The sequence below is a fragment of the Pseudomonas fluorescens group sp. PF-69 genome, assembly GCF_054481235.1.
This window is the reverse complement of sequence record NZ_JBTMNC010000001.1, coordinates 4909716-4936069: the sequence shown is the minus strand read 5'-3', so window position 1 is coordinate 4936069 and position 26354 is coordinate 4909716. Positions and strand designations below refer to the sequence as shown.

Annotated in this window: 25 protein-coding genes; 21 read left to right on the top strand and 4 right to left on the bottom strand. The window is 60.5% G+C overall.

The genetic code is table 11. From position 1 onward, the window contains the following. The first annotated feature begins 125 nt into the window (after positions 1–125). The 9 genes from ACX3YF_RS23400 to ACX3YF_RS23360 all read left to right on the top strand — a co-directional run bounded on the left by ACX3YF_RS23400 (position 126) and on the right by ACX3YF_RS23360 (position 6528). A complete protein-coding gene (locus ACX3YF_RS23400; RefSeq protein WP_198131773.1) occupies positions 126–1190 on the top strand; it encodes an NAD(P)H-dependent flavin oxidoreductase in 1065 nt (354 codons plus the stop codon). Positions 1191–1365: 175 nt separating this feature from the next. After that, positions 1366–2133 (top strand): molybdate ABC transporter substrate-binding protein, encoded by a 768-nt coding sequence (gene modA, locus ACX3YF_RS23395; RefSeq protein ID WP_458974391.1) that lies wholly within the window; start codon positions 1366–1368, stop codon positions 2131–2133. Next, positions 2134–2814, top strand: coding sequence for a molybdate ABC transporter permease subunit (gene modB / locus ACX3YF_RS23390; protein WP_458974390.1), 681 nt, complete (start codon positions 2134–2136; stop codon positions 2812–2814). It abuts the gene before it with no gap. Positions 2815–2817: 3 nt separating this feature from the next. Next, positions 2818–3897: a molybdenum ABC transporter ATP-binding protein gene (modC, locus tag ACX3YF_RS23385; protein ID WP_130208084.1), complete on the top strand. Its 1080-nt coding sequence runs from the start codon at positions 2818–2820 to the stop codon at positions 3895–3897. Between the two features lie 76 nt (positions 3898–3973). Next, on the top strand, positions 3974–4993 hold the full coding sequence (locus tag ACX3YF_RS23380) for a DNA topoisomerase IB (RefSeq protein WP_458974389.1): 1020 nt from the start codon (positions 3974–3976) through the stop codon (positions 4991–4993). Positions 4994–5065: 72 nt separating this feature from the next. Further along, on the top strand, positions 5066–5287 hold the full coding sequence (locus ACX3YF_RS23375) for a hypothetical protein (protein ID WP_130208088.1): 222 nt from the start codon (positions 5066–5068) through the stop codon (positions 5285–5287). A gap of 131 nt (positions 5288–5418) precedes the next feature. Then, a complete protein-coding gene (locus tag ACX3YF_RS23370) occupies positions 5419–5649 on the top strand; it encodes a hypothetical protein (RefSeq protein ID WP_008055683.1) in 231 nt (76 codons plus the stop codon). A gap of 207 nt (positions 5650–5856) precedes the next feature. Beyond that, positions 5857–6141, top strand: coding sequence for a hypothetical protein (locus ACX3YF_RS23365; RefSeq protein ID WP_458974388.1), 285 nt, complete (start codon positions 5857–5859; stop codon positions 6139–6141). Between the two features lie 180 nt (positions 6142–6321). Next, positions 6322–6528, top strand: a complete 207-nt coding sequence (locus ACX3YF_RS23360) for a hypothetical protein (RefSeq protein ID WP_130208092.1) — start codon at positions 6322–6324, stop codon at positions 6526–6528. On the opposite strand, the gene ACX3YF_RS23355 is transcribed toward ACX3YF_RS23360, so the two are convergent. The 4 genes from ACX3YF_RS23355 to ACX3YF_RS23340 all read right to left on the bottom strand — a co-directional run bounded on the left by ACX3YF_RS23355 (position 6525) and on the right by ACX3YF_RS23340 (position 10496). Then, the gene (locus ACX3YF_RS23355) at positions 6525–6701 is read right to left on the bottom strand and encodes a hypothetical protein (RefSeq protein WP_458974387.1); all 177 of its coding nucleotides are present in this window, start codon (positions 6699–6701) and stop codon (positions 6525–6527) included. The two genes, ACX3YF_RS23360 and ACX3YF_RS23355, sit on opposite strands and share 4 nt — an antisense overlap. Before the next feature lie 126 nt (positions 6702–6827). After that, a complete protein-coding gene (locus tag ACX3YF_RS23350; protein WP_458974386.1) occupies positions 6828–9068 on the bottom strand; it encodes a TonB-dependent receptor in 2241 nt (746 codons plus the stop codon). A gap of 110 nt (positions 9069–9178) precedes the next feature. Further along, positions 9179–9580, bottom strand: coding sequence for a ParB N-terminal domain-containing protein (locus ACX3YF_RS23345; RefSeq protein ID WP_130208098.1), 402 nt, complete (start codon positions 9578–9580; stop codon positions 9179–9181). A 25-nt stretch (positions 9581–9605) separates the two neighbouring features. After that, positions 9606–10496, bottom strand: a complete 891-nt coding sequence (locus ACX3YF_RS23340) for an HpcH/HpaI aldolase/citrate lyase family protein (RefSeq protein ID WP_458974385.1) — start codon at positions 10494–10496, stop codon at positions 9606–9608. Positions 10497–11099: 603 nt separating this feature from the next. Between ACX3YF_RS23340 and ACX3YF_RS23335 the strand changes: the two genes are divergently transcribed. From ACX3YF_RS23335 to ACX3YF_RS23280, 12 genes are all read left to right on the top strand, one after another. After that, positions 11100–12494, top strand: coding sequence for a Y4yA family PLP-dependent enzyme (locus ACX3YF_RS23335; protein ID WP_458974384.1), 1395 nt, complete (start codon positions 11100–11102; stop codon positions 12492–12494). 14 nt (positions 12495–12508) lie between these two features. After that, the gene (locus ACX3YF_RS23330; protein ID WP_458974383.1) at positions 12509–13552 is read left to right on the top strand and encodes a PLP-dependent cysteine synthase family protein; all 1044 of its coding nucleotides are present in this window, start codon (positions 12509–12511) and stop codon (positions 13550–13552) included. Between the two features lie 28 nt (positions 13553–13580). Next, positions 13581–14741 carry an NAD/NADP octopine/nopaline dehydrogenase family protein gene (locus tag ACX3YF_RS23325; protein WP_458974382.1) on the top strand — a complete coding sequence of 387 codons (1161 nt, stop codon included), beginning with the start codon at positions 13581–13583 and terminating at the stop codon, positions 14739–14741. Further along, positions 14651–16630: an IucA/IucC family protein gene (locus ACX3YF_RS23320; protein WP_458974381.1), complete on the top strand. Its 1980-nt coding sequence runs from the start codon at positions 14651–14653 to the stop codon at positions 16628–16630. The genes ACX3YF_RS23325 and ACX3YF_RS23320 overlap by 91 nt, the downstream gene beginning before the upstream one ends. A 13-nt stretch (positions 16631–16643) precedes the next feature. After that, positions 16644–17888, top strand: a complete 1245-nt coding sequence (locus tag ACX3YF_RS23315) for an MFS transporter (RefSeq protein ID WP_458974380.1) — start codon at positions 16644–16646, stop codon at positions 17886–17888. Positions 17889–17904: 16 nt separating this feature from the next. After that, positions 17905–19089, top strand: a complete 1185-nt coding sequence (locus tag ACX3YF_RS23310; protein WP_458974379.1) for an aminotransferase class V-fold PLP-dependent enzyme — start codon at positions 17905–17907, stop codon at positions 19087–19089. A gap of 84 nt (positions 19090–19173) precedes the next feature. Then, a complete protein-coding gene (locus ACX3YF_RS23305; protein WP_458974378.1) occupies positions 19174–19689 on the top strand; it encodes a sigma-70 family RNA polymerase sigma factor in 516 nt (171 codons plus the stop codon). Beyond that, on the top strand, positions 19690–20667 hold the full coding sequence (locus ACX3YF_RS23300; RefSeq protein WP_458974377.1) for a FecR domain-containing protein: 978 nt from the start codon (positions 19690–19692) through the stop codon (positions 20665–20667). A 99-nt stretch (positions 20668–20766) separates the two neighbouring features. Beyond that, on the top strand, positions 20767–23181 hold the full coding sequence (locus ACX3YF_RS23295) for a TonB-dependent siderophore receptor (RefSeq protein ID WP_458974376.1): 2415 nt from the start codon (positions 20767–20769) through the stop codon (positions 23179–23181). A 61-nt stretch (positions 23182–23242) separates the two neighbouring features. Next, entirely contained in the window at positions 23243–24424 is a 1182-nt protein-coding gene (locus tag ACX3YF_RS23290) for an ABC transporter substrate-binding protein (protein ID WP_458974375.1), read from the top strand. Continuing rightward, complete coding sequence (locus tag ACX3YF_RS23285; RefSeq protein WP_130208118.1) at positions 24421–25482, top strand: FecCD family ABC transporter permease; 1062 nt, start codon at positions 24421–24423, stop codon at positions 25480–25482. The genes ACX3YF_RS23290 and ACX3YF_RS23285 overlap by 4 nt, the downstream gene beginning before the upstream one ends. After that, positions 25476–26231, top strand: a complete 756-nt coding sequence (locus ACX3YF_RS23280; RefSeq protein WP_196584729.1) for an ABC transporter ATP-binding protein — start codon at positions 25476–25478, stop codon at positions 26229–26231. The genes ACX3YF_RS23285 and ACX3YF_RS23280 overlap by 7 nt, the downstream gene beginning before the upstream one ends. Positions 26232–26354 lie beyond the last annotated feature (123 nt).

The window sequence follows — 26354 nt, the reverse complement described above, 5'->3', positions numbered from 1 at the left end:
TGGCGCCGGTGGCGGGCTGTTCCGTCGCTGATTCCGCGTCAAACAAGACTGGCCTCGGGACAGTCAATGCTGCTACAAAACCGCTTGAACCGCCCTGCCCGGTTTCAACGTCGGAGACCTCAAAAATGAGCCCATGGCCAGACACCCGTATTCTTGATCTGTTCGGGATCGAACTGCCCGTTATTCAAGCTCCCATGGCCGGTGCCACCCAGTCGTCCATGGTGATTGCGGCAAGCAATGCCGGCGGCCTGGGCTCGATGCCCGCCGCCATGCTGAGCATCGAGCAATTGCGCGCCGAGCTGACGACCATTCGTCAACACAGCTCGCGCCCGTTCAACGTCAATTTCTTCTGCCACCAGCCGCCGGCTGCCGATGAGCAACGCGCACAAGACTGGAAAAACCTGCTGGAACCTTACTACCGGGAGTTGGGCGTCGACTTTGATGCGCCGACGCCGGTGTCCAACCGCGCGCCCTTCGATCACGCGGCCTGTGATGTGATCGAGGAGTTTCGCCCCGAAGTCGTGAGTTTCCACTTCGGCCTGCCGGAAAAATCCCTGCTGGATCGGGTCAAAGCCACCGGCGCAAAGGTGGTGTCGTCGGCCACCACCGTCGAAGAGGCCATCTGGCTCGAGCAACATGGCTGCGACGCGATCATCGCCATGGGTTACGAGGCGGGAGGACATCGCGGGATGTTTCTCAGTGATGACCTGAGCAGCCAGGTCGGGACCTTTGCCCTGGTGCCGCAAGTCGTCGATGCGGTGCAAGTACCCGTGATTGCCGCTGGCGGCATTGCCGACGCGCGAGGCGTCGCGGCAGCCTTCATGTTGGGCGCTTCGGCGGTGCAAGTGGGTACGGCCTACCTGTTTACGTCGCAAGCCAAGGTCAGTGCGTCTCATCACCAGGCGTTGCGTACGGCCCGGGAGAGCGAGACTGCCGTCACCAACATTTTCACCGGGCGCCCGGCGCGCGGCATCCTCAATCGGGTCATGCGTGAACTGGGGCCGATGAGCGACAAGGCACCGGCCTTTCCCCTCGCTGGCGGTGCATTGATGCCTTTGCGGGCGAAGGACGAAGCGGATTTCAGCAATCTCTGGGCCGGACAGGCGTTCCCTTTGGGCGTGGAAATGACCACGGCAGAGTTGACCCGGCGGCTTGCTGAAGAAGGCTTGGCGAAATTGCTTGGGCGCTGACGATCCCTCAAGTCAACTCAAGATCTGTGGGGCTTGCCACAGAAAAGCTCCCCAGCCACAGGCAAGCTCCTCCCCCCCAGCCGAGTACTCCTCATTCCGTTTGCAGGCATTTCGCTATATATTCTTATATATAGCGTTACCCCCCCCTATGTAATGCCTGCCACGGAGCCGTTTCATGTCCCTTAGCGCCTCACGTTTCGCCCCTGCTTGCCTGACCGGCCTTCTCGCTGTGTTCGCCCTTGGCGCCGCCCAGGCGGACGAAGTCCAGGTGGCGGTTGCGGCCAACTTCACCGCGCCGATCCAGGCCATCGCGGCGGACTTCGAAAAGGACACCGGGCACAAATTGGTGACCGCCTTCGGCGCGACGGGTCAGTTCTACACCCAGATCAAGAATGGCGCGCCGTTCGAAGTGTTCCTCTCGGCGGACGACACCACCCCGAAAAAACTCGAAGACGAAGGCGACACGGTCAAGGGCTCGCGCTTTACCTACGCCGTCGGCGCCCTCGCGTTGTGGTCGGCCAAGGAAGGCTATGTCGACGCCCTGGGCAAGGTCCTGAGCGACAATCAATACCAGCATCTGTCCATTGCCAATCCCAAAACCGCACCCTACGGCCTGGCGGCCACCCAGGTACTGGCCTGGGAAGGTCTGACCGACAAGGTCAAGGACAAGATCGTTGAAGGCCAGAACATCACCCAGGCCTATCAGTTTGTCTCCACGGGCAATGCCGAATTGGGTTTTGTCGCGCTGTCGCAGATTTACAAGGACGGTAAAATCACCAGCGGTTCGGCCTGGATCGTTCCGGCCAACCTGCATGACCCGATCAAACAAGACGCGGTGATCCTCAACAAAGGCAAGGACAATCCGGCTGCCAAGGCACTGGTTGACTACCTTAAAGGGCCGAAAGCCGCCGCCATCATCAAGTCCTATGGTTACCAACTCTAAATGACGCTATCGAGTGCCGACTTTGCCGCCATCTGGCTGACCCTGAAACTGGCGTCCCTGACGACCGTCATCCTGCTGGTGATCGGCACTCCGCTTGCGTTGTGGCTCTCGCGCACTCAATCCTGGCTGCGCGGCCCGGTCGGGGCGATCGTCGCCCTGCCCCTCGTGCTGCCGCCCACGGTGATCGGCTTTTATCTGTTGCTGGCGCTGGGCCCGAACGGCTTTGTCGGCCAACTCACCCAATCACTGGGGCTGGGCACCCTGACCTTCAGTTTTGCAGGGTTGGTCATCGGTTCGGTGCTGTACTCGATGCCGTTTGTGGTCCAGCCCCTGCAAAACGCTTTTTCCGCCATCGGCACCCGCCCGCTGGAAGTGGCCGCGACCCTGCGCGCCAATCCCTGGGACAGCTTCTTCAGCGTGACCCTGCCCCTGGCCCGCCCCGGCTTCATCACCGCCGCCATCCTCGGCTTCGCCCACACGGTCGGCGAATTCGGCGTGGTGCTGATGATCGGCGGCAACATTCCCGATAAAACCCGGGTGGTCTCGGTGCAGATCTACGACCACGTCGAAGCCATGGAATACGCCCAGGCCCATTGGCTGGCCGGCGCCATGCTGGTGTTCTCCTTTGCGGTGTTGCTGGCGCTGTACTCCAGCCGTAAAACCAAAGCGGGCTGGAGCTGATCGATGATTCAAACGCGCCTGGAATTGAGCTACCCGGGGTTCCACCTCGATGTCGACCTGCAACTGCCCGGCCGTGGTGTCACGGCACTGTATGGCCACTCCGGCTCCGGCAAGACCACCTGCCTGCGCTGCATCGCCGGTCTGGAAAAAGCCGATCAAGGCTTTATCCAGGTCAACGATGAAGTCTGGCAGGACAGCGAAAGGAAGATTTTCGTGGCGCCGCACAAGCGAGCCCTGGGTTACGTTTTTCAGGAGGCCAGCCTGTTTACGCATTTGTCGGTGCTGGCCAACCTGGAGTTCGGGCTCAAACGTATCCCGAAACCACAGCGTCGGGTCGACATGGCCCACGCAACCGAGCTCTTGGGCATCGGCCACCTGCTGGATCGCCATCCACAACACCTGTCGGGCGGGGAACGCCAGCGAGTCGGCATCGCCCGCGCCCTGCTCACCAGCCCGAAACTGTTATTGATGGATGAACCGCTGGCGGCGCTGGACGCCCAGCGCAAAGGCGAAATCCTCCCCTACCTGCAACGGCTGCACGACGAACTGGACATCCCGGTGTTGTATGTCAGCCACTCCCAGGATGAAGTGGCGCGCCTGGCCGACCACCTCGTCCTGCTCAGCAACGGCAAGGCGCTGGCCAGCGGCCCGATCGGCCAAACCCTGGCACGCCTGGACTTGCCACTCGCGCTGGGCGACGACGCCGGCGTGGTGATTGAGGGGCGCGTCTGTGCCTATGACAACCACTATCAATTGCTCACCCTGCAACTGCCCGACACGGCCTTGAACATTCGCGTGGCACACACGCCGATGGCCACGGGCCAGGCGTTGCGCTGCAAGGTTCAGGCACGGGATGTCAGCCTGAGCCTGCACAGCGCCGAGCACAGCAGCATTCTCAATCGCCTGCCGGTCACTGTGGTCAGCGAGATGGGCGCCGACAATGCCGCCCATGTACTGATCCGTCTCGACGCGGCCGGAACCCCTTTGTTGGCGCGTATCACCCGCTTCTCCCGCGACCAGTTGAACATCCGTCCCGGCCAGCAACTCTGGGCACAGATCAAAGCCGTGGCGGTGCTCGCGTAAAGGCATTGGCACGACTGAGGCGGCGCGGGGTCAATGCCTTTAACGGCCCCCTGACTCCTCGCCAAGGACAATCGCCATGCCCGATGCGCTGCCGTCCGACCTGCACTACGTGGATGACACCCAACCCGGAATCCGCCGCAAGAAACAGCGCGGCAAGTTCTGCTATTTCGATCCGGCGGGACAACGCATCACCGACCCGGACGAGATCCGGCGCATCAACGCGCTCGCGGTGCCGCCGGCCTACACCGACGTGTGGATCTGCGCCGACCCGCGCGGGCACCTGCAAGCCACCGGCCGTGATGCCCGGGGTCGCAAACAGTACCGTTATCACCCACGCTGGCGTGAAGTTCGCGATCTGGACAAGTATTCGCGCCTGCGGGATTTCGGCCTGGCCTTGCCTAAACTGCGCAAACGGCTGGAGGCCCTGTTGGCCGCACCGGGCTTCAGCCGCGACAAGGTCATGGCCACGGTCATCACCTTGCTCGATGCCACACTGATCCGCGTCGGCAACACTCAATATGCCCGGGACAACCGCTCCTACGGCCTGACCACGCTGCGCAACCGGCATGTCGAGATCAACGGCAGTGCGATCCTGTTCCAGTTTCGTGGCAAGAGTGGCGTCGAACATCAGATCACCGTGAAAGACCGGCGACTGGCACGCATCATCAAGCGCTGCCAGGAAATCCCCGGACAAAACCTGTTTCAGTACCTCGATGAAAACGGCGAGCGACACAGCATTACCTCGTCCGACGTCAACGCCTACCTGCAAACCCTGACCGGTGCCGACTTCACCGCCAAGGACTACCGCACCTGGGCCGGTAGCGCCCTCGCCCTTGCGGTGCTGCGAGAGTTGCAATGGCAACCGGAATCGGAGGCGAAGCGGCACGTGGTGGAGATGGTGAAAAACGTCGCCCGACAGCTAGGCAATACACCGGCGGTGTGCCGCAAGTGCTACATCCATCCGGCGGTGCTCGAAGGCTTCGTGCTGGGTACGTTGGCGCAGTTGCCCAGGCCGCGGATGCGTAAAGGCCTGCGCGCCGAGGAAGTCGGATTGGCCATGTTGCTGGACAAGCTGGTGTCTGAGCCGACGAATTGACTTGTCTATTTTTTGCACGATTACAAATGACTTCTATAGTTGATGTGTAAACGAATCAGCTGCGGTGACGCCATGGAAGACATTTTCGTCGTGAAGCGATGCAACAAGATCATCATTCATGGCCGCCGGGCCGGAGAAACCGCTCACCCGCCTCCTGACGCCGCCGTCTGGTATCGCATCGCCGATACCCGAACCCACGGTTTCATCGGTGACGGTTACGATCTCGAGGAAGACGCCCGGCACGTTTGCCGGCAGCTCAATGCCAGGTCACACATCATGGCCCGACAAGGCTGATGAGCTTTAGCGTGCCCTGTAGGGGTCTATACTGAAAGGAGCTGAAGGACCAGCAATCCATCGGTAGAAAGCTCGCGCCCGGCGGGCTTTTTACTGCCAACTGCCAGGTTTCTCAAGCGGAGGTGTTTTCCATGTCCGAAAAAGAGTCCATCACCACCCTGCTCACCCTGCTCGATTCGCGCCAGGTTCGCTTGGCTGCGGCGTGCAAGGAAATTGCCGACTGGGTCGATCATCAAGGCGGACATCCGACAGCCCTCAGAATTCGTGATCGTCTGAACGACATCGAAAAGGATACGCCGCTGATTCGCAACACCCTGTCTTCGCTCAAACCCGTCGATCCGCCGCTGCCACGGTTCAGATGATTCGATCCGCACATTCGATGCGAAGACACGGCCCGATGCTGCAGGCATGATCGGCGACGTTATCGTCACCGGTTGCGTGCCTGCCTGATTGCCTTCCATTACCCCCCCTGCCCAGCCCCGCGCCGGGATTTTTTGTGTCCGGGTCACGACCGAACGTCCCCGACCGTGAGTGGTCAAACACTTACACGTCACCAAGGAGGCGTTCTGATGGTCACTCACTTCAAAGTCAGCGGGCATTTGGCCTGCGGTCACAAAGGTACCCATCTCACCTCGACCCGCGAACTCAACCGGGTGAAATGCAGAAGCTGCCGCAACACCGAGGTTTTCAAAGAAGCACGCCGGAACGAACGTAACGCGGCACGTCGCGCCGCCCGCAAAGCCAAAGTCGTGCATATCGTCAATGACTGGCGCCAGGCCTGGACCGAACGGTTGTCGGCCATGGCTGGACGGCAAAGATTGCCACGGGGCTTTGGTAGTCAGGCTTTCGTCTAGACAAAAAATTCGGGCCGATCATATCGGCCCGAATTTCACGGGTCACAATCCGACGGACTCGCGCGCCTGAGGCAGATGTCCGACACGCTGCAGTGGCGATAGTCAGCTTCCTCGACTAGGGTCTCAAACGTATCGAACTGCGGTGCCTTTATTGGCAGGAGCCTGATCAAGGAGGAAGCGATGTCACCCACGCGTAGTGCCGAACAAACCTATCGTCAGTGGTCCAGCCCCATCCTGCTGGAACTGAAAGCGCGAGAGCACCAGTTGAACCCGTCGGACCGCGAAGCGCTGCACAATATTCTGCTGGAAAGAAGGCTGATAAACACTGGCAATCCAGCAGGCCCGGATCGGCGCAAGGCGGCGCCACCCGATGATGCGAACCGTTAAAGACTGTTGATCTTGCAGGGCCCGCCACCGACGTCGGGCTTGAGCATTTCCCACGCCTCAGTGGTAAAGCGGTACGTTCTATCCGGCTGAAAAACGATGACGCCTACCCCGGCAAGGCGCTTGAGTACTTCGCGCACACTGACAATCGTCAGCTCCGAGGAGGACGCTTGCATGCAGGCATGCACACCCCGCACGCCTGGCGAGCGTCCCTCCCGAGTCGCCTGGACCAGTGCATTGATCACCTTCAAACGAAAGAGGCTGGGCAGGCAGCAGCCCACGGCTGTGCCTGCCCTTGTGCGTCAAAAGTCGACCGTCGCGGACAGTTGCAAGGTCCGCGGATAACCCGGCGAAAACGCGCCATACGAAGCAACGCCCGACCAGTACTCACGATCGAACACGTTCTGCACCGTGGCGCGGAATGTCGTCGGCCGGCCTTCGATTTTCGTCGCATAACGGGCGCCGGCATCGAAACGGGTCCAGGCGTCGAGTTCCTGGGTATTGGCCTGGTTGACGTACTGGCTGTCGGTATAAATCGCACCGCCGGTGAGGGTGAACCCTTCAAGCCATGGCGTATCCCACTCAGCCCACAGGTTGGCCTGCACGTCAGGCACACCGACCGGTTTGTTGCCACGGTTGGCGGCTGTCGCCGAATCGGTCAATTCGCCGTCGAGCACCGTCACGCCGCCCATCAGGCGAGTGCCCGGTGCCACCTCGCCGAACATGCTCAACTCGATCCCACGGTTGCGTTGTTCGGCTTGTACCGAAAACACGTTACCGGCGCCGATTTCACCGCTCGGTTTCTCGATCTGGAACAACGCCAGGGTGGTCATGAAGGTGCCGTGTTCGTATTTCACACCGACTTCATGCTGCTTCGATTCGTAAGGTGCGAATGTCTCGCCGGCATTGGCCGCCGTCCCCGGTGCAATGTCACCTTTGCTCAAGCCTTCTACATAGTTGTAGTAGAGGGAAACGTCTTCCCAAGGCTTGACCACTACACCGACCAGAGGCGTCGTGGCGCTGTCGTTGTATTTCGAACTGACCGAGCCCGACGCATTGTAGTTGCGAGATTCGATGTCCTGCCGACGCACGCCAAGGGTCAACTGGAAACGATCATCGAGCATGGACAGTGTGTCGGTCAGCGCAACGCCTGACAGTTCCGATTCGGAGACGCGCAGCACCTTCGGCGCGTTGATGTATTGCTTGGGCACATCGATCGGGTGATAGATGTTCGAACGGATCTCGGTGCCATTGGTGATTCCCCGGGACAGCTCATCCTGATATTGGGTCGCCATCAGCGTGGTCGTGTGGGTGATCGGTCCGGTGGCGAACACACCACGGATACCGGCGTCCGCCGTTGAGCGATCAACGTTGAACTTGTAGTAACCCGGAATATTGCTGGTATCGCCGGCGTCGTTGAGGATTCTCGGCACCTGGTCGGACAGGCGCTTGACGTCGGATTTGCCGCCACCGGCGTGGGCAAACACCGTGACCGTGTCGGTCAGGTCATATTCGCCGCCAAGCAAGGCCGACTGCTCTTTGGTGTCCGACCAGCCCCATTTCTGCGGCAGGTTGGTGCGGCCATTCGGCGCGGACGGGACATCGACGCCCGAGGCGACGGTGAATGGCCGCGAGGGCGCCTCGAAACTCTCTTTCTGACTGATGTAATCGAGGTTCAGGCGCAAGCGCTCGCCACGGTAATCAAGCGCGATGGCACCGATACCGAGGTCGCGGTGCTGATCGTCAATGGCCGTGTCGCCACCCTGCAGGTTGCCGTTGAAGCGCACGCCAAATTGATTGTCCGTGCCAAAGCGACGGCTCAGATCCAGATGACCACCCACCTGGGAATCCGAAGCGTAAGTGGTGGTGACCCGCGTCAAGTCTTCATCCAGCGGACGCTTGGGCACGATGTTGATCACGCCGCCGACGCCGCTGTTGGGCGAGATGCCGTACATCAACGCCCCTGGCCCCTTGAGCACTTCGACCCGTTCGGCATAGTCGGTAAACACGCGATAGTTCGGCGCTACGCCATACACACCGTCGAATGCCAGCTCGCCAAGATTGCCTTCGCCGATCGGGAAGCCGCGAATGAAAAACGAATCGACGATACCGCCGGTTTGACCGGTGGAGCGCACCGAAGGATCACGCTCCAGCGCATCGGCAACGGTCACGGTTTGCAGGTCGGCGAGGGTCTTGGCGGTGTAACTGGTGACACTGAACGGCGTGTCCATCACATCCTTGTTTCCCATCATGCCCAGGCGGGCTCCCCGCGCAACCTGGCCACCGGCGAAGGTTTCCGGCAACGAAGTCGGGCCGCTGTAGGAGGCGTTGATGTTAGTGGTGTCGAGCGTCAGCGCGTCCGGGCTGTCATCGGCCGGCGTGGCTGGCGCGACGTTAGAACGCGGCTCGGCGGCAACGTCTTGTTGCTCGGGGCTGGCGGCCCAGGCGCTGGCGCTTCCTGCGACCAAAATAAAATTCAGCATGGCGGTACGCATGGCAAGCGTTAACACACGCTCACCGCAGGGACGACTGACAACAGGCATGACGTGGAGATCCTTTTCATCAAGTGGAAATGGTAATCACTCCTATTGCCAGTCAATTCACGAAAAAGTATCACCTCCGGAAAAGTTTTTTTGGATGGGCCCGGCGAGGGTCAGGCGTACAGCCGCTCCAGCGGTATCGCGACCCTTGGTAACGCGGGGTCGAATGCATGCCGGGTGGTCTTGTACGGAAAGAGTTCACCGCGGGCGATGGTGGTGAATATCTGCGCCACTTCGAACGCCTGCCCTGTCTGCCAATGCCGCACACAGACCCGCGGATCGGTGTAATCGAGCTGGATGCAGGGCACCCGCTTCAAGCCCAGTTGCAACGCGGCGTTGAAGCGGTGATTACCGTCCATCACGATGCCGCGCGAACGCTCGACGATGATCGGTTCCAGCCAATGTCCCGCACGAACGATCGACTCACGCAACATCGTCACATTGGCCGGATCGACCTGCTCCGACTGCAGCACCTGGCACAGTGGCCGCAACGCAATCTGATAACCCTGTTCCATGGTGATCTCCTGGTTCGCCGGCGGTTCAGCAGGCATCGGCGCGGGCAATGGGCGTGTGCTGGCGGGCGACATCGAGCAGGCGCTGGGCGTGCTCGATCAGCGGCAAATCGACCATCTCACCGTCCACTTGCACCGCGTGACTGCCCGTGGCCACCGCGCTCATCACCCGATCGGCCCAGGCCAGCTGACGCGAGTCCGGCAGGAAGGCGCGCTGCACCGTCTCCAGTTGCGCGGGGTGGATGCACAGCTTGGCGCCGAAACCCAGCGAACGCGCGTAATGCGAGTCCCCGGCGACCACCGCCAAATCGCTGATCGCCGGCGTGACACCATCGATCGGCGACGGCAAATCGGCGGTGCGCGAAGCCAGCACGATGCGGTTGCGGGCGAACAGAAACGCCTCGGGTATCTGGCTGCAGTTGATATCGAGGGAAAAATCCAGTGATCCGAACGCCAGGCGTGCCAGACCGGGGATCGCCGCAATCGATTCGACCTGCTGCAGCCCTTTGGCGGTCTCGATGATCGCCACGATCTTCAGCGTCGGCTGCCACTGCCGCAGACGTTCGACCACTCGGCTCAAGGCCTCGGGGCACTCGGCCTTGGGCAGGAAAATCCCGTTGCAGCGCTGCGGGTAGCGCATGTCGTTGAGCCAGGTCAGGTCCTGACGAAACAACGCGCTGCTGACGCTGTTGAGGCGAATGTAACGCTCGCAGGCGACGCTCGGCGTTGCCTCCTGCCAGGCCCAGATGGCAGCGCGGGCGGCCGGTTTGCTGCCCGGGTGCACGGCGTCCTCAAGATCGAGAATGATTGCATCGGGCCCCGCTTCAACCGCTTTGGAAAAGCGCTCGGGACGATTACCCGGCACGAACAGGTAGCTGATCGCGAGTGGGGCCTTGCTGCTGAGTCGATCGAATTGCATGGCGTTGCTCCTTGGCGTGAACCAGTCGTGGTTTCTGAACATTTTCCGGCCCCGTCAGCGTCAGATCCGGGTGCTCGTCCGGGGCCTCTTGCAACAACCCTTAACGCCTTGGGGATCAAGGCATTAAAGGACTTTTTTATTTCCGGGCGACCGCTTCCTTGAGCGTGTAAATACACGTTCATTGAGTGGCCTTGCGCCTTTCGTCATTCGAAAATATTTGAAAACCATACTTGATAATAGTTCTCGTTCGCAATATTGTTCGCTCCGCCAAGAGGAACTACCCTCGCTTCAAAGCACGTTATCAGCACCTCGGGAAGTACAGGCCAGTGATGTCATTTGAATCTCAGTTGCCGGCCATCTACAGGGCATTACCCATAAACGGGTGGCCAATCGGAACGTCCGTACAAAACTTATGGAATGAGGTTCCAATGCTATATTTTTGTGATCCGTTTATTACGATCAGCGTTAATCACCCAACTTCAGACATCGCCTGGCATCCGCCTCCGAATGTCTAAACCCTGCTTTTGATGAGAAAAAGAGTCCGATAGCAAACAGTTATCAACCTATCAGTGGCGACGTTGTTTTCGACGCCAGGGGTTAACGATGCCTACAGCAAACTCACTGCCTGCTGAACAACTAACCGAAGTTCACCATCCACACATGTTAAAACCGCTGATCGACCCGGTTATTTCCACGTTGATCAACAAGTTCCCGGGGACGCTGGTCGACTTGGTCAAACAACACGGCTCACCCTTGAATCTGGTTTGGCCCCATGCCTTTGAATTAAATACACAGGCTCTCCTGGACGTATTGAAACGCTACAACGTGCCTTACGCGATCTTCTATGGCGCCAAGGCCAACAAGTCCCAGAGCATGCTCGGCGCAGCGGCGAATTCGGGGATCGGCGTCGATGTGTCGAGCATCCACGAACTGCAAGCGGCGCTGCGAGCCGGTACACCCGCCGGCAAAATCTGCGCCACGGGACCGGCCAAAACCGCCGTATTTCATCAGGCACTGGTCAGCGCAGGTTCACTGATTTGCGTCGATTCGCTGGAGGAGTTCGATCATCTTCAACGCATTGTCGAAGCACGGCGCCCCCTCAGCAAAGCCAGGGTTTTACTGCGTTACAGGCCGAAAAGCAGCCCGAAGAGCCGCTTCGGCATGAGCTCGCAAGACGTGCTCGAAAGCCTTCAACGGCTGACCAGATGCACTGATGTTTTTCACTTCGAGGGTTTCCATTTTCACCTGGGCGGCTATGGATTCGAATCCCGCGCACAAGCGTTGCGCGAGGTCACCGGGTTCGTCGAGGCGGCTCGGGAAATGGGCTTGAATCCGCAGATGATCGATATCGGTGGCGGTTTGCCGATTCGTTATGTCGAGCCGCAGACCTATGCCCGGTTCTTACAGAACGACAATCATCCGAGCCATTATCACAACCAGAAAGTGCCCGACGCCTATTATCCCTACGGCGCAGAACTGACGGCGCCACAATGGTTGACGTTATTGCTCGAGGCCGAGCATTCACCCGGACTGTCCATCTCCAATTATTTAAAGCTGCAGAATATAACCCTGGCTCTGGAGCCCGGACGGAGTCTCGTCGATCAGGCGGCGATATCATTGTTTCGCGTCACCCGCACCAAACAACTCGCCGACAACAAAACCGTCATCTTCGTTGAAGGCAGTAGTTTCAGCGCGTGCGAAACCTGGTTTGCCTCTGAATACCTGGTTGATCCGATACTGATCAGTTCACAAGCCCCGCCCCATACCCCGACGCAAGCTTATATCGCCGGCCATAGTTGCCTGGACGATGACGTTATCAGTCACCGCCCGATCAACTTCTCGACTGCACCACAGCCAGGCGACTTATTGATTTACATCAATACCGCCGGTTATCAGATGGACTTGCTGGAAAACGAGTTTCATCGCCATCCCCTGCCCCGGCGGTTGACGGCGACCTGTTGTACGGAAGGTAACTATGCGTTTTCACCTGACTACTAAAGGGAACAGTTGAAATGATATTGAATAAAACTTCGGATCTTATTGGTAACACACCGATGTTGGGCATTGAAGTTCCGGATTCCAATGCACGTTTGTTGTTGAAGATTGAAAAGAACAACCCCGGCGGCAGCATCAAGGATCGCATGGCACGCAATATGGTGCTGGCGGCGCTCAAGTCCGGTCGCCTGAAACCCGGCGGCGTAGTCGTCGAATCATCCTCCGGCAACACCGGGATTGGTCTGGCCATGGCAGCGGTGGAGTTTGGTTTGCACTTCATCGCCGTGGTCGATCATCACGCCGCACAAGACAAGATCGCCGTGATGAAGGCGCTCGGTGCCGACATCCGTTTCGTCAAAGGCACCTATCGGGAAGATGAAGTCGCGGTGGTCGAGCGGCAACGACTCGCCGCCGAACTGGCCAGCGACATTCCCGGTGCCGTGTTCATGAATCAGTCCGACAACGCGGCCAATGCGGGTGGCTACAGCGATTTCGTTCGCGAAACCATCGCCCAGGTTGAAGGCGTGATCGGCGCCTATGTCGGCTGCGTCGGCACCGGCGGCTCGATGACCGGCATCGCTCGCGGCCTGAAACTGCATAACCCGGACACCATCACCGTGGCGGTGGAACCGGCCGGCTCGATCGTGTTCGGCCATCCCGGTTATCCCTACTACCAATCAGGCACCGGCACGCCGGCCGGCGACACCGTCGGCCTGGTGCTCGACTACAGCTGCATCGACCTGGGTGTGCAAGTCACCGATTCCCAGGCCTTCGAAACCGCCCGCTATATCGCGCGCAACCTCGCCCTGTTGGTGGGTGGCTCAACCGGCGGTGCGATCTTCAAGGCGCTGGAACTGATCCACAAAGGCGTGCTGACCGGCAACGTGGTGGTGCCAATCGCCGACGGCGGCGAGAAATACCTGCACACAGTGTTCGACGAGAAATGGCTGCAAGAACGCGATCTGATCGATCCAGCCATTGCGCCGCAACTGGATGCCTGGCTGGGCAAGACCCAATGGCTGGAATCCTTCTCCGCACCGCTGCAATTGAGCGTCGCATGACTCACCCACCACACAGGAGCACCGCTCGATGAATGTGTTGAAAGTCGCCATCTGTGGTGGCGGCAGGACCGGCCATCTCAACGCCATCCTGTTCAAACAGCTGCCCAATGTTCAGGTTTCGATGCTCACCGGCAATCTGGAGATCATCGAACGGCACGCCCGCCAGACGCCGATGCAGGCGCTGTTGCCCGACGGTTCGACACTGGAGGCCCGACTGGATCGCGTGACCACCGATGCCAGGACAGCCGTCGAGGATGCCGACATCGTCATCATCACCGTGCCTGCCCATGCCCGACCGCAAACCTTGAAAGCCATCGCGCCGCATCTGAGTGCAAGCAAACCGGTGTACATCGGTGCGATTCCCGGTTTCTGCGGTTTCGACTGGCTGGCCGAAGCCACCCTGCCCGACCGTCCGAACCTGGTGATCTGGGGCATGAAGGATGTCCCGCATACCGCGTTCGAACTGGCGCCGGGACGCTCGATCAAAATGGGTGGCGGCAAAAGCCAGCTGTATGTGGCGACCCATGCCAGGGAGTCGCAGGCATCACGCCGACAGTTGCAGGACATGCTGACCCGGCTGTACGGCCCCTGCGTGACGATGCTGGACAATTACCTGGAGATCACCCTGACCCCGGGCAACCCGATCATGCACAGCTCGGTGATCTACGGACTGATCGGCCCCTACGGCCAGTGGCACCGCAAGATTTTCCCGCAACCGATGTGCTGGTGGACCGAGTGCCCGGAACTGGGCGCCTACTTCCTCGAACGCATGGATCAGGAAAGCCAGGATTTGTGTGCGGTCATCAGTCAGCGTCTGGGCATTGACCTGTCCTCGGTCAAATCCCTGAAACAGGAAATCGTCGACGCCTATGGCGGGCAAATCCGCGACCAGAGCAGCATGCTGGCGATCCTGCGCACCAATCAGGCCTACAACGACATCCTTGCGCCGATGGTGCCAGCCGCCGACAACCGCGCCGGCTACGTGATCGAACGCGAGAGCCGGGCGTTCAACGAAGACGTCGCCTACGGCCTGGTGCTGCTGGTGGAAATGGCCAGGCGCTTCGACCTCAAGGTGCCTTACATCGAAGAGGTCTTGCAGTGGAGCGTTGGCTACATGCAGGGCCTGCGCGGCTCGGCACTCGACTACTTCCCCAGCCATTGGCCACGCCCGGCAACCGCCGCCGCCTGATCTATTCATTCAATTTTTTCGACGAGCAGACCGCTGATATGGATGACTTCAAGACACTGATCGCCTACTCCCGCAAAAACGCGATGCGACGCTTGATTCGCTGCCTTTTTGCCGAAAATATCCTCGACCGTTCGGCCCTGAGCTTTTCCGAAGAGGGCCACCAGGCCACTTACCCACTCAAGGGCGGCCGCGCTCACCTGGCCTTTTCCGACATTGCCCACGGTCCGGCCGACACCGTGGTCAACGACGGTGACGTGGTGCTGGTCACCGACGAAGGCGTTCGCCAGGTCATCACCAGCCATCAGGACATGCTCGATGTGCTGCGCGACAGTTTCGACTTCGAACCCACCGACGAGGGCGTGGCCGGACTGAAGGCCGACATGGAAAACAGCCTGACCAACGACGCGCACGCCCGTCAGCATCGCCAGCAATGGAACGCCCGGTTGCAACAGGCCACCAGGGATCAGGGCCTCGCGAGTTTCACCGACTACCTGCGCCAGCATGCCAACACCAAGGACGCTGCGATCCTGCTCGACCAGTGGGGTTCGCTGGAAGGTCATCCGTACTACCCGACCTGGAAATCGCGCCCGGGCCTGACCGATGCCGAAGTCGAGCAACTGTCCCCCGAGTTCAATGCCCAGGTGCCGTTGCGTATCGCCTCGTTGCGCGCCGACAACGCGAAAAGCGAGAGCATGCCGCACGTGACCAGTTATCACGACTGGTTCGCCAGTAATTTCCCGGCGCAATGGGAACAATGGAAAGCCTCGCTCAACCGCAAAGGGCTGGATGAACGCCAGTGGCTGCCGTTGCCGATACACGCCTGGCACTTGCAGGCCTACGTCCTGAAGACGTTCGCGGCGGAAATCGAAGCAGGGATTCTGATCACCGACGGGCCGGATATCGCCACCCTGCCGACCATGTCCTATCGCACGATGATGCCGGTGCTGGACGACTGCGCGCCGCTGATCAAGCTGCCGATCGCCGTGTGGATGACCAGTGAGCTGCGCAGCCTGCAAGCCAAGTCGATTCACATGGGGCCACGCATCAGCACGGTGATCACCAGGATTCTTGAAGCGGAAAACGGCTTCGATCAGCGTCTGGAAATCTTCCCGGAAGAAGTCGGCGTGCGTTACAGGAACGCGAAAACCCAGGACGATCATCCCGGCCGTCATCTGTCCGTGGTCTATCGCGCCAGCCGGCCAGCGTTCGAGCGCGTCGACGATTGCCTGCCGATTACCGTGGCGTCACTGTTTACCCGCTTGCCCGGCAGTGGTCGGCCGCTGTTCACCGATCTGATCGAACGCGACGGCGTGCGGGCGAATGCCACCCAGGTTGAACACTGGTTCCGTGAGTACGCCACCGTCGTGACCCGCCCGGTGGTGGCGATCTATCTGATGTATGGCATCGGCCTTGAAGCGCATCAGCAAAACACCATGGTGCTGTTCTCCCCCGACGGCAAAGCACGTAGTCTCCTGATCCGCGATTTCGGCGATGGCCGCACGTACGCTCCGTTACTGGAAGAGCGTGGCTACAACCTGCAGCCCCACGTACAGCCGGGTATTCTGCCGACGGTGTTCCGCGGCGATATCGAGCCGGTGCGCATGTTCGTGCTCGACGCGGCGTTCCTCACGCATCTGCACGAGATGGCGCTGTGGCTGACCAAGGAATACGGGTTGAACAACACACGGCAGTGGGAAGTGTTGCGCGAAGAAACCGATCTGGCCTTCGAAGCTGTGCGCCACCGTGTTTCGCCGGCATTGTGGGAGGTCGAGCACAAGGCGTTCGTCGAAGACCCATGGCCAACCCGGTCGTTGCTGCGCATGCACTTGATGCAATACAGCAACTATCGTTTGCAACACACCCTGACCAACCCGCTCGCTAGCGTTTAACCGAGGCTGACTCATGTCCCATGCAGGTGTCATCCAGGGTTCAAGAGTACGAATCCTGATTTATCTTCTATTTGCGATCCAATTGGTATCGATGGGTGCGATGGAAATGAGCGGGCCGTTCTGGCCTGTCCACCTGCGTGGGCTGACCACTTCGGAATCGGTTTTCAGCTTCGCCAGCATCGCCGTGTACGTCGGGCCGATGCTGGGCATTATTCTGACCAGCGCATTCTGGGGCCGCATCGGCGATCGCTACGGCCACAAGTTGATGATGATTCGCGCCCTCGCCGGTTTGTCGTTGACCCAACTTGGGCTGGCGATGTTCAGCGACATTTGGGTCATTCTGATCCTGCGTTTTTTGCAAGGCGCGTTCGCCGGCTACATCGCCCCGGCACAGGCTTATGGCGTCAGCATCGAGGCCCCTTCGCGGCGGGCGCGGTTGTTCGCCATCCTGCAGATTTCAACCAATGTCGGTTCGTTGCTCGGCGCCGTGGTCGGCGGATTGATCCTCGACTACGCGACGTTCTTCTGGATCAACATCATCGCCTCGGCACTGTGTGCGGTGTGCACCGTGATCGCCGCCGTGACCTTGCCGGACGTGCCGCCGGTGAAGAAAGCCCCGACCGCCGACAAGGCAACGCCCACCGGCCGTTCAGGCAGTGTGTGGCAAGGCTCGCCACTGCTGTCGTTACTCGGTGTGATGGGCATTCTGCTGCTGGCGCGGATGCTGCCGCAGACCGCCTTCTCGCTGTATGTCAGCTCGGTGTTCGAGGTCAGCAACTCGGTGGTCGGCCTGTGCTACGGCTTGCTGGCGCTGGGCTTCATTCTCTCGGCCACGGCCTGGTCGCGCTATTTCGAACACCGTGGCCAGCAGGAAACCCTGCAACGCATGACTTACGTTGTGCTTGGCTGCATCGCCCTGACCGCCGTGGCGGGCATCACGCGTAATCCGCTGGTGTTTGTTGTCGCCTACTTCATCTGGGGCGTGCTGCTCGGTGCGACCACGCCGGTGCTGATGGCGCTGATCTCAAAAACCGCCGACAGCTCGCAACAGGGTCACGTGCTGGGGATTGCCCAGGGCACGGCGCAATTTGCCTCCATCGCGGGGATTTCAGCCGGGGGCTTGCTCAGTCAGGTTTACGGTCTGCAATACACCTACCTGTTCGTGTGTCTGGCCTATGGGATGGCGCTGATTCCGATTGTCGCGCTGCGCTACCGGCCGACGGTCATGCAACCGAGCCATGCCCCGCCGGGGGATTGATCAAGGAGTTCGTGCTTTGAACATTGAACAACTGCGCGCCGATACGCCCGCTGTCGCGCAACTGATCCACTTTAACAATGCCGGCGCGGCGCTGATGCCGACGCCGGTGATCGACACCGTGACCCGCCACCTCCAGCTCGAGGCACGCCTTGGCGGGTATGAAGCGGCCGCGCAATGTTCGGCCGAACTGGAAAACGTGTATGGCGCCATCGCCCGGCTGATCAACGCTCAGCCGGACGAAATCGCCGTGATCGAGAATGCGACCCGCGCCTGGGACATGGCCTTTTATTCGTTGCCGCTGCAAGCGGGCGATGTGGTGCTGACCTCGACCACCGAATATGCCGGCAACTACATTCCTTACCTGCAACTGAAGCAGCAGCGCGGCATTGAAATCCGCGTCATTGCCAACGACGAGCACGGCCAGGTGTCATTGCCGGCACTGAAAAAAATGCTCGAGGACGAGCGCGTCGCGTTGATCTCCTTGCCGGTGATCGCCACCAACGGCGGTCCCGTACAACCGGTCGAACAGATTGGCGCCCTGGCCCGCGCTGCCGGCGTGCTGTTTCTGCTGGATGCCTGCCAGGGGGTCGGACAGATGCCGATCGATGTGCAGAAAATCGGTTGCCACATGCTCGCCGCCACCAGCCGCAAGTACCTGCGCGGACCGCGGGGCATGGGATTCCTGTACGTCGAAAGGTCCTTGTGCCAGAACCTCGAACCGGTCTTTCTCGACCTGCACGCCGCATCGCTGCTGACATCCGACACCTTCAAGATCCGCGCCGACGCCCGCCGGTTCGAGAACTGGGAGTGCAACGTCGCCGCCAAACTGGGCCTGGGTGCGGCGGTGCAATATGCACTGGCCCAGGGCGTGGACCCCATGTGGTTGCGAATTCAACAATTGGCCGGCTACCTGCGCCAGCGCCTGGCGGATATCCCGGGCGTCACTCCGCGCGACGTCGGCAGCCTCACATCAGGCATCGTGACATTCACTCATCAGGGCAGCAGTGCGGCGCAGGTTCAACAGTGGCTGGCAGCACAGGACAAGCGCATCAACGTGTCGACCTCGACCTTCCGTTCGACCTTGATCGATATGCAGCACAGGGACTTGCTGGAGGTCAGTCGCGCTTCGCTTCATGCCTACAGCACCGAAGCGGAAATCGACACGATGATCGCCGCACTGAGGTGTCTGCCGGGTGCCTGACGGGGATACCAATCGGCGCTTGCGTCGCGGCCGGGTTGCAAACTAGAATTGGGAATACTTCTCAATTGCATAAAAGCTGCAGCCATGAGCGAAACCCTTCCCGCGAATAACGACAATCACCTGCGCGCGATCGAAGCCCTGTACAGCGGCCATCACGGCTGGCTGTACGCGACGCTGAGAAAAAAACTGGGTAACGCCATGGATGCGGCGGATCTCGCGCAGGACACCTTCACCCGTATCCTCGCCTCCCGGGTCACCGTCATCGAACAGCCCCGCGCCTACCTGAGCTGCGTGGCCAAGGGCATTCTGGTCAACTGGTATCAACGCAAGGCCCTGGAACGCGCCTACCTGGATGCCCTCTCCCACTTGCCTGCGCCAGAAGTGCCTTCGCCGGAGTTGCGCTTCATGGTCCTGGAGACCCTGCACGAAATCGACGCGATGCTCGATGCGCTTCCACCACTGGTCAAACGTGCGTTCCTGCTCTCGCAGATCAGCTGCCTGAAATATGACGACATTGCCACGCAACTGGGCGTCTCGCTGATCACCGTCAAACGCTACATGAAGCAAGCCTTCGTGCAATGCCTGTTGCTGGTGGAATGAATGCTCACCCGCCGCAACGCGCCGCCCCCCGATCGACAGGCCCTTGAAGAAGCGGCCGACTGGCTGATCCGCTTGAGTGAAGGCGAACTGAGTGACCCTGAACGCGCCGAATGGGACTGCTGGAAAGCCAGCACCCCCGAGCGCGGCCGGGCCTGGGCGCGGGCGCAGTTGTTACAGGGCAAACTCGGTGGACTGCCACCGTCTCTGGCGATGTCCGCGCTTGATCGCCCAAGCAGCCCGGAACGCCGTGCAGCGTTGGGCAAACTGGCCATGATCCTGGCGATCCTGCCAGTCGGCTGGGGCAGCTGGAAGCTGGCAGAGTCCCGACAATGGTCGGCCGACTATCGCACCGCTGTCGGCCAGCGACGCGAACTGACCCTGGCCGACGGTTCGAAAATCACCCTTAACACCGACACCGCCATCGACGTGCTGTTCGACACCCACCAACGCCACCTGCATCTGCGCGAAGGCGAAATACTGGTGCAGACCGCGCCGGACAATTCGCCGTCGCCCCGGCCGTTTCTGGTCAGCACCCGCCAGGGCCGCCTGCAAGCGTTGGGCACGCGCTTCACCGTTCGTGAACTGCAATCACGCACTCGCCTTGCCGTACTGGAAGGCGCTGTGAAGGTGGAGCTGGCAGAAGATCGCAAGGGAACACCGCTGATCGTCGGTGCCGGGCAACGCACCGACTTTTCTTCCAGCACCTTTGGCCAGGTCAGCGTCGCCGATCGCTCCGCCGGCGACTGGACGCAAGGCATGTTGATGGCGGACAAGATGCGCCTGGCCGACTTCGTCGGCGAGTTGACGCGCTATCACCGTGGTGTTGTGCGCCTCGACCCGGCAATTGCCGATCTGCGCATTTCCGGTGCCTACCCCATCAGCGACACCCAGCGCACCTTGAACATGCTGGCGCAAACCTACCCGATCCATGTCAGCGGCCATTTGAATGGCTTCTGGGTCATGCTTTCCCCCACTTGAGTCGCCGAAAAATATTGCCGCGCCGGTGATACTTTTTTTGATCTCGACTGGCTATGGGGGAGAAGCACTTTACCGTCCTGTTTATAGGTCCATCCATTCATGCCTGCTGCACGCCTCCTGCGCCCGGATCGTCAGTTCAAACCAGTGATTTGCAGTGCGTTGCTCAGCCTTGTCCTGATCGGTGTCGTTTGCCCGTTTGCCTTGGCCGTCGTGCCTGTCCAACTGGACTCTGTCGCGGTCCGTGCCTACGACATTGCCTCCGGACCGCTGGGCGCCACCCTTTCCAGCGTTGCCGTCGAGGCCGGTATTGCGCTGTCGTTTCAGCCTTCCCTGACCGAAGGCCTGACCAGCCCTGCACTGATCGGCCATTTCACCGCGCAAGAAGCCATCACTCGCTTGCTGGACGGCAGTGGCCTGGACATGATCTTGCTCAGCGATGGCAGCTACACGCTGGTGCAGCGCCGGGTGACGCTGGATGAGACGGCAGTCATCGGTAGCGACCAACGCGCCGATGCCCTGCCGCAGGTGTATGTCGGTGGCCAGGTGGCCAGCGGCGCCCGTCTGGGCATTCTCGGCAATACCGACGTGATGGATGCTCCGTTCAGCGTCAGCACCTACACCTCGGCGCTGATCAAGGATCAACAGGCCGTCACTGTCGGCGATGTACTCGAGCGCGACTCCTCGGTGCGTTCCACGGGGCAGGCCGGGGGCATCGTCGACTCGTTTTTCATCCGTGGTTTTCCCGTCGGTGAAGGCAACCTCGGCGAATTGGCGTTCGACGGCGTCTACGGAGTCGCGCCCAACTACCGGGTATTCACCGAGTACGCCGAGCGTGTCGAACTGGTCAAGGGCCCCGGTGCCCTGCTCTATGGCATGTCGCCCAACAGCGCAGTCGGCGGTGTCATCAACGTGGTGCCCAAGCGCTCCCTCGATGAAGACCTGACCCGTTTCACCGCCAGCTACGCCATGGACTCGCAGCTAGGCGGGCACCTCGACGCGAGTCGACGCTTCGGTGAAGAACGCCGCTTCGGCCTGCGCTTCAATGGCAGCACCCAACTGGGCGACACCGCGATCGACGATCAATCGCGGCATGTCGATATCGGTGCCCTGTCCCTTGATTATCAAGGCGAACGCCTGCGTACCAGCTTCGACTGGCTCAATCAGGAAGAACGTTTCGACGCTGCTTCGCGCCCCTTCCTGATCGCTTCGGGCGTGGACATTCCCTCGGCGGCCAATGGCCGTACCAATGTGAGCCAGGCATGGGGCTGGTCGCGAACCCGTGACAAATCCGCCCTGCTCAGCGGCGAATACGACCTGAGCGACGCACTGACTGTTTTCGCCCATGCCGGCGGCGGCCAGTCGGATGTCGCGCGGATGTCCGACCAGACGCCGACCCTCATCAATGCCGCCGGCGATACGTCGTCGATTCCCGGCTATTACAAGTTCGAAGTCGAGCGATACACCCTCGACGCCGGTACACGCCTGCGTTTCGACACCGGGCCGGTCAGTCATCGCACCGCCCTGCAAGTCAGCCGTTATCGCGATGTGCTGTCGCGCGGGATCATTTCCGGCGCGCCGATCCTGTCGAATATCTATCACCCGGTGGATCGGCCGAAGCCGTACATCGCCAAGCCGGACACGCCGAAAGTATCCGAAAGCGAACTGACCGGCGTGGCGCTGGTGGACACACTGTCGGTGCTCGATGACCGGGTGCAGCTAACCGTCGGCATACGCCGGCAGAACATCAAATCCGACAACTACAACGCCACCGGGGTGGTCACTACGTCCTACGATGATGGCCGGACCACGCCGCTGTACGGCGCGGTCATCAAGCCCTGGGATCACGTTTCGTTCTACTACAACTACATCGAAGGCCTGAGCAAGGGCGACATTGCGCCGTCCACCGCCTCGAACGCCGGCGAGATCTTTGCCCCTTACGTGTCCCGTCAGCACGAACTCGGCGTCAAGGCCGACTACGGCACCTTCACCTCCACCCTTTCCCTGTTCCAGATCACCAAACCCAGCGGGGAACTGGCCTCCGGGGTGTTTGCGGTACAGGGCGAACAGCGCAATCGCGGCCTGGAGCTGAATGTGTTCGGCGAAGTCGCCCCAGGCACGCGACTGCTCGGTGGCGTGACCCTGCTCGATGCGCAACTGAGCAAAACCTCGGTGGCTGGCAACCGTGGCAATAAACCGGTTGGCGTACCCGAAGTGCAAGCCAACCTGTGGGCCGAACGGGATACCTCGTGGCTGGAGGGACTGACGCTGACCGCTGGCGCGATCCATACCGGTAGCCAGTACGTCAACCAGGCCAACACCCAGAAACTGGATGACTGGACCCGCTTCGACGTCGGCGCGCGCTACACCACGCTCATCGATGAGCGACCGACCACGTTTCGCGCCACCGTGCAGAACGTGTTCGACCAGGCGTACTGGTCGGGCGTGGCCTCCTACGGCGCGTTCTCCCAGGGTTCACCGCGCACTTTATTACTGTCGGCAACTGTCGATTTCTGAAACGTTCAGCCGGCTGACGGTGTGAACCGTTGACCGACCTGACTTTGCAAAGGCTTTGACCATGGTGATTTTCGATAGACGCAGCTATGCATGGGTTGCGCTGCTACTGGCAGGACTGTTGGGGCTGTTTTCCTGGGTACCGCGCCCTGCTCACGCCGCCGAGGCGGACACGGCGCGCACCGAGGTCACCGATCTGCTGGGGCGCAAGGTCAAGGTTCACCTGCCGGTCAGGCGCGTCATCCTTGGCGAAGGTCGACAGTTGTATCTGGTCGCCGCCCTTGACGTGCAAAACCCGATCGAGCGCATCGTCGGCTGGCGCAAGGACCTGATCCAGTCAGACCCGGACACCTACAACGCGTACCTGCGCAAATTTCCCGGCATCGCCAAAATCCCCACCTTCGGTGGTTTTGAAGACGGCACCTTCGACATCGAGCAGGCCATTTCTCAGCGCCCGGACGTGATCATCCTCAACATCGAGGCACAGCACGCCACTGAAGATGCACGCTACATCGAAAAGCTCGACGCGCTGGGTATTCCGGTGGTGTACGTCGACTTCCGTAACAACCCGATGCAGAACACCGAGCCGACCATGCGCCTGTTCGGTCAACTGTTCGGCAAGGAACAGCGCGCCGAAGCCTTCATCGATTTCCGCAACCGGCAGATTCACCGCGTCACCGACGTCATCGAGAAAAATCATCCGCCACGTCCCAGCGTGTTCATCGAGCGAATCGGCGGCTACACCGATGATTGCTGCCTGAGTTTCGGCAACGAGAACTTCGGTCTGTTCGTCGAGATGGCCGGTGGCAACAACATCGCCCGGCGCATCATTCCCACCACGTTCGGCCAGTTGAATCCCGAGCAAGTCATTGTCGCCAACCCGGCCCACGTGGTGATCACCACCGCCAACTGGGAAGCCTTTGCCCCCGGCGGCCATTGGGTCGGTGTCGGTCCTGGCGCAGACATGACCCTGGCGCGGAAAAAACTCGCCTGGTACACACAGCGTCCGGCCTACGCCGGCATCAAGGCTCAGGACAACCAGGCTTTTCACGCCATCTGGCATCAGTTCTACAACAGCCCCTATCAGTTCGTGGCCATCCAGCAATTGGCGAAATGGTTCCATCCCGAACTGTTTGCCGACCTCGATCCGGAGGCGTCATTTCGTGAACTGCACGAACGCTTCCTGCCCGTGCCCTATGAGCCCGGCTACTTTGTCAGCTTGCCGCAACCGGAGGTCAAACCATGAGTTCGTTGACTGACGCCGTGGTCGTACAGGGCGAGACCTATCGCCGCCTGGTGTTGCGCAAGCGCCTGATCCTGGCGGGGCTGGTGGCCCTGTTGTCATGCAGTGTGCTGCTCGACCTGGCTCTGGGGCCGGCGAGCTACAGCTTCAGCGAAGTCCTCGGCGCGTTGTTTTCGCCGGACAGCGCATCGCCGCAGGTTCGCGTGGTGATGTGGGACATTCGCCTACCGGTGGCGCTGATGGCCGTCGCCGTCGGGGCGGCGCTGTCACTGGCCGGCGCGCAGATGCAGACCATCCTCAACAACCCGCTGGCCAGCCCGTTCACCCTGGGCATTTCCGCCGCCGCCGGTTTCGGCGCCGCGTTGGGACTGGCGTTCGGTGTCGCGCTGTTCCCGCTGGCGGCGCAATTCATGGTGCCGCTCAATGCGTTCATCATGGCCATGCTCTCGGCGCTGTTGATCCATTTCCTGAGCATGCGTCGCGGCGTCACCGCCGAAACCATTGTGCTGCTCGGCATTGCACTGGTGTTCACCTTTAACGCGTTGTTGGCACTGGTGCAGTTCTTCGCCACCGAGCAAGCGGTCGCCGCCGTGGTGTTCTGGACCATGGGCAGCCTGACCAAAGCCACCTGGCCAAAACTCGGGGTTATCTGCCTGGTGATCCTCATCACCCTGCCGATCTTCGCCAAACGCGCCTGGGCTTTGACCGCCCTGCGCCTGGGCGACGACAAGGCCGCCAGTTTCGGCATCAACGTACGCAGCCTGCGTTTTCAGACACTGATCATGGTCAGCCTGCTGGCCTCGTTTCCCGTGGCGTTCGTCGGCACCATCGGTTTTATCGGACTGGTCGGCCCGCACATCGCCCGCATGCTGATCGGTGAAGACCAGCGTTTCTTCCTGCCCGCCTCGTTGCTGACCGGATCATTGATCCTCTCGGCCAGCTCGGTGGTCAGCAAAACCCTGATCCCCGGCGCGATATTCCCCATCGGCGTGGTCACGTCGCTGATCGGCGTACCGTTCTTCATATCTCTGATTCTCGGCGGGAAGAAAAACGCATGGTGAAGCTGCAGCTGGACAATCTCGGTGCCCGCTATGGGCAGCGCGAGATCATTAGCGGTGTGTCGTCAACCGTATTTTCCGGCGGTCAGGTGGTCGCCGTGGTCGGCCCCAACGCCGCAGGCAAATCGACGCTGTTCAAACGCATGGCCGGACTGATCGACGGCCCCGGACAGGTGATTTTGCAGGACTCGAAAAAAGGTCCGACAGGCATCAGCTACATGCCGCAGGGCCTGAACGCCAGTGCGCGGTTGACGGTGTATGAGTCGGTGCTGCTGGCGCGCAAGCAACTGACGCCGGGCTGGGTCGTACACGATGATGAATTGAAACGGGTCGATGAGATTCTTGCGGCGTTGGGCATCACCGGATTGTCCTTTCGCAACCTCGGTGAACTCAGTGGCGGGCAGCAGCAGTTGGTGTCCATCGCGCAAACCCTGGTGCGCGAGCCGGAAATCCTGCTGATGGACGAACCGACCAGCGCCCTGGACATGCATCGCCAGGTCCAGGTGCTGAACTTCATGCGCACACTGGCCCGCCAACGCGAGGTGATCGTGTTCATCGCCATCCATGACCTGAATCAGGCACTGCGGTTCGCTGATCAGGTGCTGGTCATCGCTGAGGGCACCGCGCAAGGCAGCGGCCCAAGCTTCGAGGTGATTACCGAGCAAATGTTGCGCAACGTTTATAAGGTCGAAGCGCGGATAGAACAGTGCAGTCGCGGGCTGCATCACATACTGATCGACGATATCGTTTAACGTCGGATGTGCGGCCCGTCATGACTTTACGTCAGGCAAAAAAACCGCACGCGTCGGGCTGGATAGATGAAATTTGTAGTCGTTAGTCGGAGTGATTCAATGCGGTGGCGTTGATACCATTGC

Bases quoted from the DNA above. Each gene is read 5' to 3' on its own strand.
- ACX3YF_RS23300 (WP_458974377.1), top strand. From the start codon at position 19,690: ATGCTCACCCGCCGCAACGCGCCGCCCCCCGATCGACAGGCCCTTGAA.
- ACX3YF_RS23355 (WP_458974387.1), bottom strand. From the start codon at position 6,701: ATGCAAGCGTCCTCCTCGGAGCTGACGATTGTCAGTGTGCGCGAAGTA.
- ACX3YF_RS23335 (WP_458974384.1), top strand. From the start codon at position 11,100: ATGCCTACAGCAAACTCACTGCCTGCTGAACAACTAACCGAAGTTCAC.
- modB (WP_458974390.1), top strand. From the start codon at position 2,134: ATGACGCTATCGAGTGCCGACTTTGCCGCCATCTGGCTGACCCTGAAA.
- ACX3YF_RS23365 (WP_458974388.1), top strand. From the start codon at position 5,857: ATGGTCACTCACTTCAAAGTCAGCGGGCATTTGGCCTGCGGTCACAAA.
- ACX3YF_RS23330 (WP_458974383.1), top strand. From the start codon at position 12,509: ATGATATTGAATAAAACTTCGGATCTTATTGGTAACACACCGATGTTG.
- ACX3YF_RS23360 (WP_130208092.1), top strand. From the start codon at position 6,322: ATGTCACCCACGCGTAGTGCCGAACAAACCTATCGTCAGTGGTCCAGC.
- ACX3YF_RS23345 (WP_130208098.1), bottom strand. From the start codon at position 9,580: ATGGAACAGGGTTATCAGATTGCGTTGCGGCCACTGTGCCAGGTGCTG.
- ACX3YF_RS23295 (WP_458974376.1), top strand. From the start codon at position 20,767: ATGCCTGCTGCACGCCTCCTGCGCCCGGATCGTCAGTTCAAACCAGTG.
- modC (WP_130208084.1), top strand. From the start codon at position 2,818: ATGATTCAAACGCGCCTGGAATTGAGCTACCCGGGGTTCCACCTCGAT.
- ACX3YF_RS23285 (WP_130208118.1), top strand. From the start codon at position 24,421: ATGAGTTCGTTGACTGACGCCGTGGTCGTACAGGGCGAGACCTATCGC.
- ACX3YF_RS23400 (WP_198131773.1), top strand. From the start codon at position 126: ATGAGCCCATGGCCAGACACCCGTATTCTTGATCTGTTCGGGATCGAA.
- ACX3YF_RS23340 (WP_458974385.1), bottom strand. From the start codon at position 10,496: ATGCAATTCGATCGACTCAGCAGCAAGGCCCCACTCGCGATCAGCTAC.
- ACX3YF_RS23290 (WP_458974375.1), top strand. From the start codon at position 23,243: ATGGTGATTTTCGATAGACGCAGCTATGCATGGGTTGCGCTGCTACTG.
- ACX3YF_RS23315 (WP_458974380.1), top strand. From the start codon at position 16,644: ATGTCCCATGCAGGTGTCATCCAGGGTTCAAGAGTACGAATCCTGATT.
- ACX3YF_RS23305 (WP_458974378.1), top strand. From the start codon at position 19,174: ATGAGCGAAACCCTTCCCGCGAATAACGACAATCACCTGCGCGCGATC.
- ACX3YF_RS23350 (WP_458974386.1), bottom strand. From the start codon at position 9,068: ATGCCTGTTGTCAGTCGTCCCTGCGGTGAGCGTGTGTTAACGCTTGCC.
- ACX3YF_RS23380 (WP_458974389.1), top strand. From the start codon at position 3,974: ATGCCCGATGCGCTGCCGTCCGACCTGCACTACGTGGATGACACCCAA.
- ACX3YF_RS23280 (WP_196584729.1), top strand. From the start codon at position 25,476: ATGGTGAAGCTGCAGCTGGACAATCTCGGTGCCCGCTATGGGCAGCGC.
- ACX3YF_RS23325 (WP_458974382.1), top strand. From the start codon at position 13,581: ATGAATGTGTTGAAAGTCGCCATCTGTGGTGGCGGCAGGACCGGCCAT.
- ACX3YF_RS23370 (WP_008055683.1), top strand. From the start codon at position 5,419: ATGTCCGAAAAAGAGTCCATCACCACCCTGCTCACCCTGCTCGATTCG.
- ACX3YF_RS23375 (WP_130208088.1), top strand. From the start codon at position 5,066: ATGGAAGACATTTTCGTCGTGAAGCGATGCAACAAGATCATCATTCAT.
- modA (WP_458974391.1), top strand. From the start codon at position 1,366: ATGTCCCTTAGCGCCTCACGTTTCGCCCCTGCTTGCCTGACCGGCCTT.